Origin of the sequence: Occallatibacter sp. (assembly GCF_035317045.1) — a bacterium.
Taxonomy (GTDB): Bacteria; Acidobacteriota; Terriglobia; order Terriglobales; family Acidobacteriaceae; genus Telmatobacter.
This window is the reverse complement of the sequence record NZ_DATHHT010000039.1, coordinates 147493-162122: the sequence shown is the minus strand read 5'-3', so window position 1 is coordinate 162122 and position 14630 is coordinate 147493. Positions and strand designations below refer to the sequence as shown.

Sequence of the window (14630 nt, the reverse complement as noted above, 5' to 3'; positions counted from 1 at the left end):
GCCCATTCAAGAAAGGCTCTAAGCTCGTCGTTGCGCCTCGGCTTTAGCGAAAACCCTGCCGCTCTAAAATGCCACCGATTAGTTGCATAATGAAAGGCGCTTATCCCTGCGCAACCCTTTAGTTGCATATATTTTAGGCCACTTAGCCGCTAATTCCTGCATTGCCAATGCATCTACGCATCGATGCCAACAATGGTGAAGAAACGGTGCAAAACTCCCGGAAATGCGGGTCCCATTCTCGAATTAAAGAAAACGCCTAAAGCGATGATGTCAAAAGATTTAGTTTTGGAATCACACACCACATTCAGCCCTGCTTAGGCCACCCCTTCCCGCTATCTCATGTAAAATCAATAGTGCGGGACCTGATAACGGCTCCGCGCATCAAACAACTGTGGCACGTATTCAGTTGTTGGGGTTTTATGCAATCCTGCTTTGATTGTCCCTTCTGCAGCGATCCAAGATCGTTCCATCCTCAATTCAATCAAGAATTCCCAGCCGATTTCGTATCAGCTCTCCCCGCGCTCGTTCGGAAATCGTTTGTCGCAGCCGGAGAGATCTGATGGCGGCAACCACGGCCACCGCTTTATCCAACACATCGCTGCTCGACCGTAAGCTCAAGAGCTCGCCCAGCAAGACCGGCATTTTTGCCTTCCTTGCCGCACTTGCCGCTGGAGTGGTCTACATCGTCTTTCATGTAACCCGTGATCTCGACGCTGCGTCCATCACCAGCTACGCTCCATACGGCCTGCTCGCCCTGGCGTTGCTGATCGCGCTCGGCTTCGAATTCGTCAATGGCTTTCACGACACCGCCAACGCCGTAGCCACCGTCATCTACACCCACTCGCTCGAGCCAAACATCGCCGTAGTGTGGTCGGGCATTTGCAACCTTGCCGGCGTTCTTCTCTCTTCTGGAACGGTCGCATTCGCCGTCATCACGCTTCTGCCTGTCGAATTGATCCTGCAAGTCAGCTCGGGCGCCGGTTTTGCCATGGTGTTCGCGCTGCTCATCGCCGCCATCCTCTGGAATCTCGGCACCTGGTGGCTCGGCCTTCCTGCTTCAAGTTCGCACACCATGGTCGGCTCCATCATTGGCGTCGGCATCGCCAACCAGTTGATGCACATGCACAGCGGAACATCGGGCGTCGACTGGGAACAGGCCATGAAGGTCCTGAAGGCCCTGCTGATTTCGCCGCTCATCGGATTTCTTTTCGCCGGCATGCTGATCCTGCTCGCCAAGCAGGTCGCAAAGTTCCCTGAACTCTACGAGGCCCCCAAAGACAACACACCGCCGCCGTTGCCCATTCGGGCGCTCATGGTGCTCACCTGCACCGGCGTCAGCTTCTTCCACGGATCCAACGACGGCCAAAAAGGCATGGGTCTCATCATGCTCATCCTCATCGGAACCGTGCCCACGGCCTACGCGCTCAACCACGCCGTAAGTCCCGCGCAGGTGCAGGACTTTATCGTCGCCTCTGAGCAGGCCGGCCGCATCCTCGATCGCCACGTCGATCCCCGCGGCATCCTCGGCTCCGACGCTCGTGCCACCGTCACCGACTACATCCGCACCAAGCAGATGCAGCCCGACACCATCCTCGCATTGCGCGAGCTGGTCGAAGATACGGATCACGAAGTAGCGCTCTACAAGGAATTCAAGGCCGTCCCGCCAAATGAGCAGGCCAATGTCCGCAACGACATGTACGTAGCCAGCGAAGCGTTGCGCCTGATGGATAAGTCCAACGCCGGGTTCACCACCGACGAGAAAGCCGCGCTGAAGATCTACAAATCCAAGGTCGACAATGCCACCAAGTTCATTCCTTCCTGGGTCAAAGTAGCGGTAGCCCTGGCGCTCGGCCTCGGCACCATGGTTGGCTGGAAGCGTGTGGTCGTTACGGTGGGCGAGCGCATTGGCAAGGATCACCTTACCTATGCACAGGGCGCCAGCGCCGGCCTGGTGGCTATGGGAACCATATTCGCCGCAGACAAATTTGGCCTTCCCGTGAGCACCACGCATATTCTCAGTTCCGGCGTGGCTGGCACCATGGCCGCAAATGGCAATGGCCTGCGCTTCAAAACCATTCGCAACATCGCCGCGGGTTGGGTCTTTACGCTGCCCGCCGCAGCTCTGCTCTCCGGCTCGCTCTACTGGCTCTTCAGGCACCTGTCCTAACTCAAATAGGGTCTTCTGATCAAGGCTCCAGGTCGGTCCAGCCGTCTCCACACCCAGTCAGGCCACCTCTCCCGCAAATTCACCTCCGCTTCATCTGGCATTCATCTGAGTCGGATATTCCTTACTGCGTCTGGCGAACCCCGCTCCCCCTGCGCCCAGAGTCAATCTCACTTCTCAATCCGGAGTTCACCCATGTCCGAATCGGCAACCGCTGTCGCAGCCCGTCCACCCGCTGCTGCATTGCTCGAAAAAAAGATGCATCCGACCCACGCCATGATCAGCGGAGGCGTCGTTCTGATCGCTCTGATTGTCGGAGTCTGGTTCATCGCCAGCCACATCTCTCAGGACTTCAGTGGCGTGACCCTGGGCAGCGCGTGGCCCTACATTCTGTTGATCATCGCCTTGCTGATCGCACTCGGATTCGAGTTCGTCAATGGCTTCCACGACACCGCAAACGCCGTGGCGACAGTGATCTATACTCACTCGCTCGAACCAAACATCGCGGTCGTGTGGTCCGGGATGTGCAATCTCGCCGGCGTCCTCACCTCAAGTGGCACCGTTGCTTTCACTGTGATTACCCTCTTGCCCGTCGAACTCATTCTTCAAGTGAGTTCAGGTGCAGGCTTCGCCATGGTCTTCGCACTGCTCATCGCCGCCATCCTCTGGAATCTCAGCACCTGGTGGTTCGGGCTTCCCGCATCCAGTTCGCACACCATGGTCGGTTCCATTATTGGCGTGGGCGTCGCCAACCAGTTGATGAGCGTGCACACCGGCACTTCAGGCGTCGATTGGGAGCAGGCCACCAAGGTCTTCAAAGTGCTGCTCATCTCCCCGATCGTCGGCTTTGGCGCAGCCGCATTGTTGTTCCTGGTTGCCAAGGCAACCATCAAGTACCCGGGGCTTTACGAGGCACCGAAAGGCAGCACGCCTCCACCATGGCCCATTCGCGCCTTGCTTGTGCTCACGTGCACCGGCGTCAGCTTTTTCCACGGTTCAAATGACGGGCAAAAAGGCATGGGACTGATCATGCTGATTCTGATCGGCACGGTGCCCACCGCCTACGCGTTAAATCACGCGGTAACGCCCGCTGATGTGCAGCAATTCATCACCGCATCCGACAACGCAGGCAAGATCCTCGACGCCCACGTTGACAAGACAGGCTTGCTCGGTGCCGACGCACGCACCACGGTGACGGACTACATCCGCACCAAGCAGCTGCAGCCCGACACGATCCTGGCGCTCCGCGAGCTGGTCGAGGACCTCAGCCACGAAGTTGCGCTCTATAAGGAATTCAAAGCGGTTCCCGCAAACCAGCAGACCAACGTGCGCAATGACATGTACGTCGCTAGCGAGGCAATTCGCCTCATGCAGAAGAACCACAACCCGGCCTTCACTCCGGCCGAGAACTCCGTCTTGACGGCGTATAAGGGCAAGGTCGACAAGGCCACCAAGTTCATTCCCACTTGGGTGAAAGTGGCCGTTGCTCTAGCGCTTGGAATGGGCACGATGGTGGGCTGGAAGCGCATCGTTGTGACCGTAGGCGAAAAGATTGGCAAGGAGCACCTTACCTACGCGCAGGGCGCCACTGCCGAACTGGTCGCGATGGCTACCATCTTCGCAGCGGATAACTTTGGCCTTCCTGTCAGTACCACCCACGTCCTCAGTTCGGGCGTGGCCGGAACGATGGCCGCAAATCGCAGCGGCCTCCAGATGTCCACGATCCGCAACATTGCTGCGGCATGGGTCTTCACTCTACCCGCCGCGGCACTTCTATCTGGCACATTGTTCTGGCTCTTCCGTCACGTCGCATAGCCCTCCTCCATGCAAGTTGCCTTGGTTTCCTTTCAGAGCGAAGGGCGTTCGATATCCGAACGCCCTTTCTTTTTTCCCCATTTCGAATCTGCTCCGCTCTGGGTACGCAATCGCCCCTCCCGTCCGGTACCATACAGAAGGTACTGATTGCTGCATGAGCCTGAAATCCAAGCTGGAAGCCGTTATTTACGCCTCGGAAGAGCCGGTCACCCTGACTCAGCTCGCAACCCTCTTTGGTGCTGAAGCCCTTGAATGGAAAGCGGCACAGGATGCCGCCGCCCAGAAAGCTGCAGCCGAATCCGCTGCCAACCCGGCCGACCCTTCGCAGCCCGCAAACGATGAGGGGCTGGAATACCTCGACCTGCGCACCGAAGACGGCCGACCATTCGGCGAGCCGGAGTCCACCGACCCTGGACTCGCCGAAGTCAAGCCCGGTTCCAACTCTGCCTCCGTGACCAGCGAATTGGCACCTGAAACCGTACAGCCGGAAACCGTCAGGACCACCCCCGCCGAAGAGGCCACGCTCGACCCCGAAGCTGAAGCCAAACGCGCAGCCCGCCAGCGCGACCGTGAAATCAAGACCATTCTCCGCCAGCTCATCGACGAGCTCATCGCCTTCTATGCCTCAGACGACCGTGGCGTCGAAATCCGCGAAATTGCCGGTGGCTATCGCATGGCCACCAAGCCGGAGTGCCACGACGCGGTCCGCATGTTTATCAAAAGTCTCAAGCCCGCACTGAAGCTCTCGCTGCCTGCCCTCGAAACACTCGCCGTCATCGCCTATAAGCAGCCCGTCACCGCACCTGAAGTAAATGAGATCCGCGGCGTCGACTCATCCGGTGTATTCGGTTCGCTTCTGGCGCGTAAGCTTATCACCACCGCTGGCCGCAAGCCCGTCATCGGCCGCCCAATCCTCTATAAGACCACCAAAGAATTTCTCATGCGCTTCGGCCTCAAAGACGTCGCCGAATTGCCCTCGATGGATGAATTCGAGAAGATGGCCAGCGAGCTCGAGGAAGTCGACCCGGTTGCCGTCGACGAGGGCGACGCTGCGACTGCTGAGTACGAAGCAGAAGGCAGTACTGGCCCCGCATTGGATGAGAACGCACCGGAAGAACCAGATAACGATTCGCCTGCAACGACCGAAACCTCTACCGAAATGACGGCGACGGTGCACGACACCCAGGACAAAGCAGAACCGGCCGAATAGCTGGCCTCTCGCCGAACAAGCCCGCGCCTGCCGAGCCGTGACCCAAAACGCAGCAGGCAGAACCGAGATCTCCCCATGAACGACGACGCGCGTCCCGACGCCACCCCGCCTGAATCCGATAGCCCGGAAACCGAAGCCGCTGCGGCCGAAGAATCCCTGGCAGCCTCCGCCGCCGACACCGAGGCGCAGGCCGCCGATGGCGAAGCCGCGTTGATCGCTGCCGAAGCGGATGATGCTGCCGAAGCCGATGAGGACACCGAGCCAGGCGACGCAGAATCCGGCCCGGCACCCAAGCTCGAACGCCTGCAGAAGATCCTCGCCCAGGCCGGAGTCGCCAGCCGGCGCCACGCCGAAAATCTGATCACCGAAGGCCGCGTGCAGGTGAACGGCAAAGTCATCACCGAACTTGGCACCAAGGCCGACGCAGCGCGCGATCACATCCGCGTCGATGGCAAGTTGCTGCAGGGCTCCGAGCGCCTCCGCTACTTCATGCTCAACAAGCCTAGGGGATTCGTCACCACCGTCAGCGATCCCGAGAAGCGGCCGACGGTGATGGAGTTTTTTGCGAAGTTGCGCGAGCGCCTCTACCCCGTCGGACGCCTCGACTACTTGAGCGAGGGCCTGCTGCTTGTGACGAACGACGGAGACCTGGCCAACAAGCTCACCCGCGCGGCTGCTGGTGTCGAGAAAACCTACCTCGTCAAAGTCAGCGGCGAGCCCACCGAAGAAGAGCTCGATCGGCTGCGTTCAGGGGTGGGAATCGAACGGGGCAAGCCCGGCTCAGGCCGAGTGCAAACTGCCCCCGCGCAGGTTCGCAAGGTCCGGCAGGGCGACAATCCCTGGTACGAAGTTGTCATCATCGAAGGCCGCAACCGCGAGTTGCGCAAGATGTTTGAGGAGATCGGCCACTACGTCGAGAAGATTCGCCGCGTCGGGTACGGTCCACTGGTGCTCGATATCGAACCCGGCAAGATGCGCGAACTTGAAGCCGAAGAGCTCGAAGACCTGCGCAAAGCCGCCGACGGCAAGCTCCGCAAACCGAAACTGAAGGATATCCGCAGACGAAAAGCGATGGATGCCCAATTGCCTACGCTCAGGGCCACGCCGGGTCGTCCGCAAGGTGTACCGCCTGCTGCCGGACGGCCTCCGTTTTCGCCGCGACCCGGATTTCCGCCGAAGAGGCAATTTGGAAGTGACCGACCTTCGCGCCCGACGCGACCTGAAGGGGAGGGCTTCCGTCCTCGCCCCGAAGGCTCTGGACCCGGTCCCGTCCGCGTCGGCTCATCGCGGCCTGGTCCAACGCGAACCGGTCCGCAGCGCTCTGGCTCGCCGCGCTCTGGGCCACCGCGTTCCGGCCCGCCACAGTTTGGCGCAGGCCGTCCGGCATGGAAGAAGGACGATCGCACTGCCCGTCCACCGGCTCGGTTTGGCGAACGGACGCCGCGCTCCGATCAGCGTCCCGCAGAATTCGGATCAGCTCCTCCGCGCCAAGGTCGGCCGACTGGTGGATTTGCGGGGAGTCGCCGTACTGACAGCGCTCGCTCCTTCGAGAAGAAGCCGTGGAAGAAACCCGATTCCGCTCGTCCAGATCGTCCAGCCTTCAAACCCGAAGCTGGCCCACGTCGTGAGGCTGTCCCCGACCGTGACGAAGTCCGGGCGCCAAGACCGCACAGGCTGCAGATTGAAGCAGTGGAGCCGGAACGCGAAGCTCCAACTCGCCCCAGTGCCAGCCGCCCTCCGACCGGCCGCCCCGCAACGGGCCGTCCGCCGTTTCCTGGTGCTGGTTCTGACAGGCCAGGCGCTGGTCGTACTGGAAGCCGTCCCGGCCAGTTCCGGGCGCGAACGGCCCGGCCCGGATCAGATCGCCCAGATCGTCCAAGGCCTGATCGAGCACGCTCGGACGGTCCAAGGCCTGATCGACCAAGTCCAGACCGCCCTCGTTTTGATCGCCCTAGCTTCGACCGCCCCAGCGGTGCACGGCCAACTGGCGGCCCTGGCCGCACCGGCACTCGGGAATTCGGTGCTGGCCGGCCACCTCGCGCGGAAGGCGACCGCTCACGACCGTTCACCACCAGCACTGGCAAACCCCGCCCGGGAGGTGCCAGACCATCCAACAAACGCTCCGGTCCACCTGCCGCAGGAAAACCGGCATGGAAACCAAAGCCCGGCGGAACAGGCAGAACTTCTTCCGGAAGCAGCGCCCGCTCCAAGCCGGCATTCGGCTCCAGGCCGGGTGGGTCGGCCAGGTCCGGCTCCGGCTACAAAGGCAAGACCGGCGGCACTCGGAAACCAGGCGGAGGCTCACGTCCCGGCGGCAAACGCCCTGGTGGGAAGCCTGGCGGAAAGAAGCGAGGCTAGAACGACTTCCCCCACATCTGGATGCGACAACCGCGCATCGCGTGCTAGATTGAGTGCCGAGCCCGCAGAGCGCACTCGTCCGCGTCAGGGCGCGTGCCCTTTCTGCGGTGGCAAGGACGCAGCATGGCAAATGCATTCAGTTCCGACATTCTGATCCAGGCGCCCGATCCCAAGAGCGCCGCCGCGTTCTATGTCGACAGTCTCGGCTTTGAAGTCACTGGCGAAGAAGAGAACATGGTCAGCCTTCACGGCCAGCACATCAACATCTTCATCGAACAGGGACCGCTGCTCGGCCCGGTTCTCGAAGTCACGGTAGATAGCGTTGAAGCCGCCAAGCGCCGTCTCCTGGCAAAAGGCTGCATTGTGATCAAGGACGAGCCGGATTTTCCGCGCTGCTACGTTCGCGACAATTACGGCTTGATCTACAATCTCATCAGTCATTCCCGTGATTGATGCGCAACCGTTGAGTTGTATATCTTGGCAAATCGGCATATTATGCAACCCTGAGGTTGCTCATGGAATCGAACCGAATCGAAAAACGCGTCGAGCTCAAGGCCCCCGTCTCCCGCGTCTGGCGCGCACTCACTGACTACCGCGAGTTCGGCCAATGGTTCAAAGTCAAACTGGATGGGCCCTTTATCCCCGGCCAGGTCTCCCGTGGCCACATCACCTATCCCGGCTACGAGCACGTCACCTGGGAAGCCCGCATCGAAACGATGGAACCCGAGCGCCTCTTCTCCTTCTACTGGCCCCACGTCCAGTCCTTCGAAAAGACCGACACATCCGCCGACTACTCCAACGCACCCCGTACTCTCGTCGAATTTCACCTCGAAGCGATTCCCGGCTGTACACTGCTTTTACTCACCGAGTCCGGCTTCAACAGCATTCCCGCCGACTGGCGTCCCGAGGCATTTCGCAGGAACGATGGCGGCTGGACCGAACAGATGAAGAATATCGAGAGCCATGTCACACAAAATTCGTAAGCGTATCACTGCCAAACCCAAGGCCCGGGCACGCGTCTTTGCCGCGCTCGGCGACAAAACCCGTCTGGCGCTCGTCGCCCGGCTCTGCTCCGGCGAGTCCCGCTCCATCTCGCAGCTTGCTGATGATTCGAAGTTAACCCGCCAGGCCATCACCAAGCACTTGGGAGTCCTGGAGCGCGCGGGCATCGTTCGCAGCTCCCACGCCGGCCGCGAGCGCCTCTTCGAGTTCGCCCCCGAGCCCCTCGAAGGCCTCCAGGCCTACCTCGCTTCCGTCTCCAAGCAATGGGACCAGACCCTCGCGCGCCTCAAAGCACACGTCGAGAAGTGAAAAACCAAGTAAGAACCGCGCCCCCGCGGAGGTCTCGTCGCCAAACCATCAACGCTTCTGTCACCGAATGAATTGCTCGCGCATCTGATAACCATGACCATCGAAAAAGCGACATTTGGAGCAGGCTGTTTCTGGGGCGTCGAAGCCGCCTTCGCCGCCATACCCGGAGTCACCGCCACGGCTGTTGGCTATGAGGGCGGCAAGCTCGATAAGCCCACCTACCGCGATGTTTGCACCGACCAGACCGGCCACGCCGAAGTCGTGGAGCTCGACTTCGATCCCGAAAAGGTCAGCTACGACCAGATCCTCGACGCCTTCTTCGAGCTGCACGACCCGACCACGCTGAATCGTCAGGGACCCGACTGGGGCGCGCAGTATCGCTCCGCCATCTTCTTCCACTCGCCCCAGCAGGAAGCGCAGGCCAAAGCAAAAATCGAACAGCTCACCGCCCACTTCGCGCCGAAACGCATCGTCACCAAGGTAGAACCGGCGCAAACCTTCTGGCGCGCTGAAGAATACCATCAGAAATATCTGGAAAAGCGCGGCCAGGCCAGCTGCCACATCTAAGGCAGTTGGCAGTTCTAAGTTCTTAGTTCAGAGTTGACAGTGCCCGTCATCCAAACGCCGCATCAGGAACCCTGAACTTAGAACTCTGAACCTAGAACTGTTCTTTTCCCTGTCCGAGCCGCCACGCCTTGATGTACTTCCAGTGGATATACACGGAGTGGTTGATATGCAGGATCAATCCTTCGCGCCCATCCAGAAAACCCAACCGGAAAACGTAGTTATAAACAAACGTTGCCGCCGGGTTCAGTACCGCGTTCCATACAAACGCGGCCACCGACCTGCTGTCTTTCCCGCGTTGATGCAACAGTTGCGCAATCTCCGAGCTGTAGCGATTCATGTGCTCGAGATAGACGCCCAACGTCGGATAGGCGTAGTGCAGCATATCGCCGCGCAGCTTACCCCGCGGTCCCTCGAATTGCGGAGTCGAGTGCGGCCCCACTCCCTCGCTCAGCCGCGCTGCCCCGCGCTTGAAAAGCCTTAACTTATGGTCGGGATAAAACCCGCCATGCCGGATCCATTTGCCGAAATACAGATTCAGTCGCTTGATCCAGTAGGCATCGAACTGCGGTTCACCCGCGAGCACATCGCGGATCTCCGTCTGCAACTCCGGCGTTAGCACCTCATCCGCATCCAGCAGCAGGATCCAGTCACAGGTGCACAGATTCAGAGCCACATTCTTCTGCTCACCATGCCCGCCAAATGCGTGATAGCTGGTCTTCGCCCCAAACGACTGCGCAATCTCAATCGTCCTGTCGCGCGACCCCGAGTCCACCACGATGATTTCATCGGCCCATGTCACGCTCTCCAGCGTGCGCGGCAGATTGGCTTCCTCGTTCATGGCAATCATCGCGACGGAAAGGGTCTTGCGCTGCTGCGGCATCACCCCGAAGGATAAATCACGCGCGCTCCACCAACTCCGTCATCCTTGGCAACCCCGAACGGAGTGAAGGGTCGTCAAAGGACCTGCTCTGAAGATTGCAGGGTAAAGATCGCGGGTGCCCCATTCATGACACAGTTTTATCGTGGCATGAGTGGGAAAGCACGAACCTGGATGCGGTCTCGTATCACCATCGACTGCTTTTGCTTTTTCCCCAACTAGAAGCGGATCGTCACGCCCTGTTCGCACATATCCGTCAGCACCGAAAGCAGATTAGTGATGCCCAGCAGCTGCCGAATGCGGGGGGCCATGTTCACCAGTACCAGGCAGCTCCCTCCCGCTTTAGCCGAGACGTAGAGCCGCACAATCGTGCCCAGCCCCATGCTGTCCATCTGATTCAGATCGGTCAAGTCCAGCACGATCCGCTTTGTGTCCGGAATCAGTGCCTTCACTTTGCTGGCCAGCACATCGCACACACCCAACACCAGCTTGCCGTGACACTTCACTGTGGCAACGTCTCCGGCGCGTTCAACTTCGAGGGTCAGCAGTGAGACAGCAGCAGCTTCGGGCATCGGCTTTCCTTCAAGATGATCTGGGAAGCGGGGAAACTGAGAATGGCTGGATTCTCTCACAACCTCGAATCTACGCGAAACCGAAAAGTACGACCCCGGTGGTGCAATCCAAGAGTTGGAGCGAATAACCGCCGCTCAGCGGCTTCCAGAGGGCGTGCGAAGCGGCAGCGGATACGCGGGATCCACATGAATTGGGCGAATGGAATGGCCCGACGCACACGTCAGCTCATCCCACATCCACGCGGCTGCCTCGGCTTCTCCCGCGGGCGTGCCGTCTTCGAGCAGTGCGAACAACGGAACGCGGTCGGGACATGTCCGCTCAACGCATTGCAGCCAATGGAGCAAGACAGTCTGGCCTTTGATCGGTGAATGCATGACCTTGTGGCGCGTGTTGAAACCACGGCACGCGCGAAACATCGAGTAGTTGCCAATGTGCTTGCAGCTGTGGCAAACCGTCGCAATCGACCGGACATCGATCTTGCGTGCGTCTGGATGCCCGAAGGGAGAGCCAATCCGGTCATTGGGCAGCAGGATCGGTTGTCCGCACCACGCACAATAGAAACAGCAATGCGGCACCGAACAGACTGGAGTTTCTGCCCTGCTCTCGGTTTGGACGGGCTGAATAGCACTTGCTTCCTTCTCAGCCGCCTTCCCAGTCACCAGCAGTGATGATCTCCGCATCACCAGGACATATCCGCTTTGATCGCTCAGCAGTTTCATCGCGTTCACCCTTGTCGCTGACGGTTTTCCTGGATGCTTTGGCGAGGGAGAAATCCAAGCTCCGTGTTAATGAAATACGCGGATTTAAAGAGGTTGGAAATTCCACCAACGAGCTAATTACGATGAATTACTAAAGAGAGTTACTAATGAGAGCTCATCGACCTGATATAGAGTTACTTTAAGATAATAAGTAATACGTTACTTCTTTCATAACTCGTCATGCGGTGCAAGAAATTTCAAGTTATCCGATCCATAGCTTTCTCATAACAGAACCACGCTGCAGATTTGCCTGGAATGTTCGGGAAACTGCAACGTTACGCGGGCGAAGGCGACAACGCAGGAGAACCAATATCCGCAGTCGTCTCAGCGGCTGCAGTTGTCCGGCACAAGGTAAGCACGGTGATATCGTCTTCCTGTCCGAAATTCCGTGCCGCCTGAGCAATCGCCTCGGCGGTCCCTGAGGCGATGGTTGCCGTGCGCTGGAACCCGAAGAGTTCTCCCGTCCTGCCGCGTGCCTCCACAACCCCATCCGTCAGCAAGGTAAGTTGCTCGTTCGCCCCCAGAGTGAATGTCGATTCAGCATAAGTCGTCTTCGCTTCCAACCCCAGCGGCAAGCCATTCCTAAGTTGCAACTCATGGCCGTTCACGTAGGGAGCCAGGTGCCCCGCATTCGCAGCCGTGAGTTTGCCGTCTGTATCCACCCGTACCACAAGGCAAGTCGTAAATCCGCCAGCACTGCGACTCAGCATGCGGTAATTCATGGCGGTCAGAATCTCGCCCGGGCTCTGCGTGTAGTGCGCCAGCGTGCGCACGGTGCCTACCAGCAGCGAAACCGTCATGGCCGCCGGCATGCCCTTGCCGCTCACATCGCCAATCACGATCAATGCTCCACCTTCCCCGGTCGAAAGTATCTGAAAGAAGTCACCGCCAACTTCGAGCGCCGGTTTGTATGCGCTTGTCAGGTTGAACCCGGGAATCGCCGGCAGGGCCTCCGGCACCAGCACCTGTTGCACTTCGCGCGCATTCTGGAACTCGCGCTCCATAGCCGTCTGCCGGTGTCGATAGTCCAACGCATAGCGCAGCACCGCGTACACAATCGCCAGGAAGAGCGCCGTACGTAATGCGGTCTGCACGCTGAGGACGGTTCCAAAAATTGTCAGATGCAGCCGGTTGATCCAACCCGCCAACGGCCAATGCGTAAATCGAATCCCTTGCTGCGAGGCATTCGAAACCGCATACACCACGTCATTGGCCAGCGCGATGCTCGCCACCAGCCATCGCGCCGAGTCCAGCCGCCGCCTGCGCACCACTGCGTAGACAACAAGAAAGATTGGAATGGCCTCTCCCGGAAGAATGAAAAGTGTCAGCGCAGCATCTGAAATCTGGAATGCGTACTTCGATAGAACCCCGTAAAAGAACCCGAGCGTCCCATCGACAGTTCCCGCGATCATCGACGCAATGGCAAAAATCTTGATCACCCGCATCAGCCTTGGAGCATCTTCCAATTGCAGCAGGTAAATCAGCACGTACCATTGCGACACTTCGCGTATCTGGATTGCGGCCTGGACAAAAAACGTAAGCCAGATATTGGAGTACTGCAGGCGCATGCCGTTCAACATCAACTCCAGCGTCGGCATGAACGTGTAAACCATCATCCAGAACAGCAATCTCTGCTGTCGGTCGCGCAACCAGGCTAGAAAACTCAAAATGCAAACCAGGGCATACAGCCCCGTCAACGCAAACCGAAACTGCTGGCCGCGCAGCCATTTGTAATCCAGCGAATCCTTGATCGCGGCGATCGCCTCGGGGCTGCCAAGAATCGGCACGCCCTCAAATCCCCCGGCCGTGCCGTCATCGTTTGAAGCGAATGGTACCTTCAGCACTCGCACGGCGAGCACGCCACTGCGCACCGGGCCCAGGCCGTAGGTCTGCGCAGGAATGGCATTCAAAAAATCGGTATTTGGCGGGAAAGTCCCAAGGTGCCCAACGGGCTGGCCGTTCCAGTAAAGCTCATAGATGTCGTCAATTGCCGGAATCAGCAGGGCCACATCCCTCGTGGCCCCTGTCGCCATCGTCACATCGATGCGGCGGCGATACCAACCGGCCCCGTCGTAGTTCGGATGCGATTGCGTGCCCCATGGCGCATCGGCCGTGAGTTGCTCCCATCCATCGTGGCCCGTGGCGTCGTCGATCTCCGGCCTGGCCCACTGCAAGTCGTCGCCCGCGTGAAACTGCCATGCGCCATCCAGCGGCACTGCGCCCTTTCCGAGCGCCTCAATTCTGACAGGGTCCGAGGACGCAACGGTCGTCGTACTCGACTCTGCATTCGCCTTTTGCGCACCTTCCACCAAACAAAGAGTCACCAGAACGCAGAGTGCGATCCGGATCGGGAAGGGAAACGGGCTGCCGGCACCCGACCGCGTAGGCAGCAATGCTTTGGGTTGCATGGCAACGAGCATATCCCGCGGAAACGGGATTGGGCAGCAAAAACTGCATCAAGCATCTGACTCGCGGTTCTTCTTGAACAATAGCCGCGTCAGGTCTTCGCATCCGGAAATGGATCGGCCGCCGGATGCGCGACTTCGGCGGCCAGGTTGGGAAACGGTCAATGCTCTAGTGTGCGACGACGATCGTGCGGATCTGGAAATTCCCAATGTTGACCATGACGTAATTGCCGTCGATCATTCGCCACTCATATCCGCGAGGCGGGGCGTTGAGGTGGTACTGGCGGTAGTCGACGCGCTCGCCGCGGTCCCAGTCCTCGTGCCGGATCGGCTTGCCTTTCTTCCATTCCTTGTGCTCCACGAAGTGATGGTTGTCTCTGTCCTTGTCGTGGTGGTCCTGATCGTGGTCTTGCGCATAAGCCGAACCGCCAACAAGGCTTGCCGATAACAGGGTGAGCGCCAGAGCGTTGCAGAATTTAGTCATTTATAGGTTTCCTCTTCCTTCTTTGATTCTTGCTCAACAAATCCCGTTGTTCGGTCCCGGTAGAAAACTACACAAAGGTTCAAAGGTTATGCTGATGAAGGAGATCGG

13 protein-coding genes are annotated in these 14630 nt (G+C 59.2%); 8 read left to right on the top strand and 5 right to left on the bottom strand.

Annotated elements, in window-relative coordinates; genetic code table 11:
* Positions 1 to 559 precede the first annotated feature (559 nt).
* The 8 genes from VK574_RS19085 (at position 560) to msrA (ending at position 9425) form a co-directional block, all read left to right on the top strand.
* Entirely contained in the window at positions 560 to 2167 is a 1608-nt protein-coding gene (locus VK574_RS19085; RefSeq protein ID WP_472801466.1) for an inorganic phosphate transporter, read from the top strand.
* Between the two features lie 192 nt (positions 2168 to 2359).
* Complete coding sequence (locus tag VK574_RS19080) at positions 2360 to 3979, top strand: inorganic phosphate transporter (RefSeq protein WP_472801465.1); 1620 nt, start codon at positions 2360 to 2362, stop codon at positions 3977 to 3979.
* A 154-nt stretch (positions 3980 to 4133) separates the two neighbouring features.
* Entirely contained in the window at positions 4134 to 5189 is a 1056-nt protein-coding gene (scpB, locus tag VK574_RS19075; protein WP_472801464.1) for an SMC-Scp complex subunit ScpB, read from the top strand.
* A 75-nt stretch (positions 5190 to 5264) separates the two neighbouring features.
* Positions 5265 to 7547 (top strand): pseudouridine synthase, encoded by a 2283-nt coding sequence (locus VK574_RS19070; RefSeq protein WP_472801463.1) that lies wholly within the window; start codon positions 5265 to 5267, stop codon positions 7545 to 7547.
* Positions 7548 to 7670: 123 nt separating this feature from the next.
* Positions 7671 to 8000, top strand: coding sequence for a VOC family protein (locus VK574_RS19065; protein ID WP_472801462.1), 330 nt, complete (start codon positions 7671 to 7673; stop codon positions 7998 to 8000).
* Between the two features lie 62 nt (positions 8001 to 8062).
* Entirely contained in the window at positions 8063 to 8530 is a 468-nt protein-coding gene (locus VK574_RS19060; RefSeq protein WP_472801461.1) for an SRPBCC family protein, read from the top strand.
* Positions 8511 to 8858 (top strand): ArsR/SmtB family transcription factor, encoded by a 348-nt coding sequence (locus VK574_RS19055; RefSeq protein ID WP_472801460.1) that lies wholly within the window; start codon positions 8511 to 8513, stop codon positions 8856 to 8858. Before VK574_RS19060 ends, VK574_RS19055 begins: the two co-directional genes overlap by 20 nt.
* Before the next feature lie 93 nt (positions 8859 to 8951).
* Positions 8952 to 9425 (top strand): peptide-methionine (S)-S-oxide reductase MsrA, encoded by a 474-nt coding sequence (gene msrA / locus VK574_RS19050; RefSeq protein ID WP_472801459.1) that lies wholly within the window; start codon positions 8952 to 8954, stop codon positions 9423 to 9425.
* A 91-nt stretch (positions 9426 to 9516) separates the two neighbouring features.
* Here msrA and VK574_RS19045 read toward each other — a convergent pair whose 3' ends face one another.
* The 5 genes from VK574_RS19045 to VK574_RS19025 all read right to left on the bottom strand — a co-directional run bounded on the left by VK574_RS19045 (position 9517) and on the right by VK574_RS19025 (position 14522).
* Positions 9517 to 10305, bottom strand: a complete 789-nt coding sequence (locus tag VK574_RS19045; RefSeq protein ID WP_472801458.1) for a glycosyltransferase family 2 protein — start codon at positions 10303 to 10305, stop codon at positions 9517 to 9519.
* Between the two features lie 215 nt (positions 10306 to 10520).
* Positions 10521 to 10874 (bottom strand): STAS domain-containing protein, encoded by a 354-nt coding sequence (locus VK574_RS19040; protein WP_472801457.1) that lies wholly within the window; start codon positions 10872 to 10874, stop codon positions 10521 to 10523.
* 135 nt (positions 10875 to 11009) lie between these two features.
* Positions 11010 to 11594 (bottom strand): hypothetical protein, encoded by a 585-nt coding sequence (locus tag VK574_RS19035; protein ID WP_472801456.1) that lies wholly within the window; start codon positions 11592 to 11594, stop codon positions 11010 to 11012.
* A 314-nt stretch (positions 11595 to 11908) separates the two neighbouring features.
* Positions 11909 to 14041, bottom strand: coding sequence for a PP2C family protein-serine/threonine phosphatase (locus VK574_RS19030; RefSeq protein ID WP_472801455.1), 2133 nt, complete (start codon positions 14039 to 14041; stop codon positions 11909 to 11911).
* A 166-nt stretch (positions 14042 to 14207) separates the two neighbouring features.
* Positions 14208 to 14522 carry an RcnB family protein gene (locus tag VK574_RS19025; RefSeq protein WP_472801454.1) on the bottom strand — a complete coding sequence of 105 codons (315 nt, stop codon included), beginning with the start codon at positions 14520 to 14522 and terminating at the stop codon, positions 14208 to 14210.
* Between the last annotated feature and the right edge of the window lie 108 nt (positions 14523 to 14630).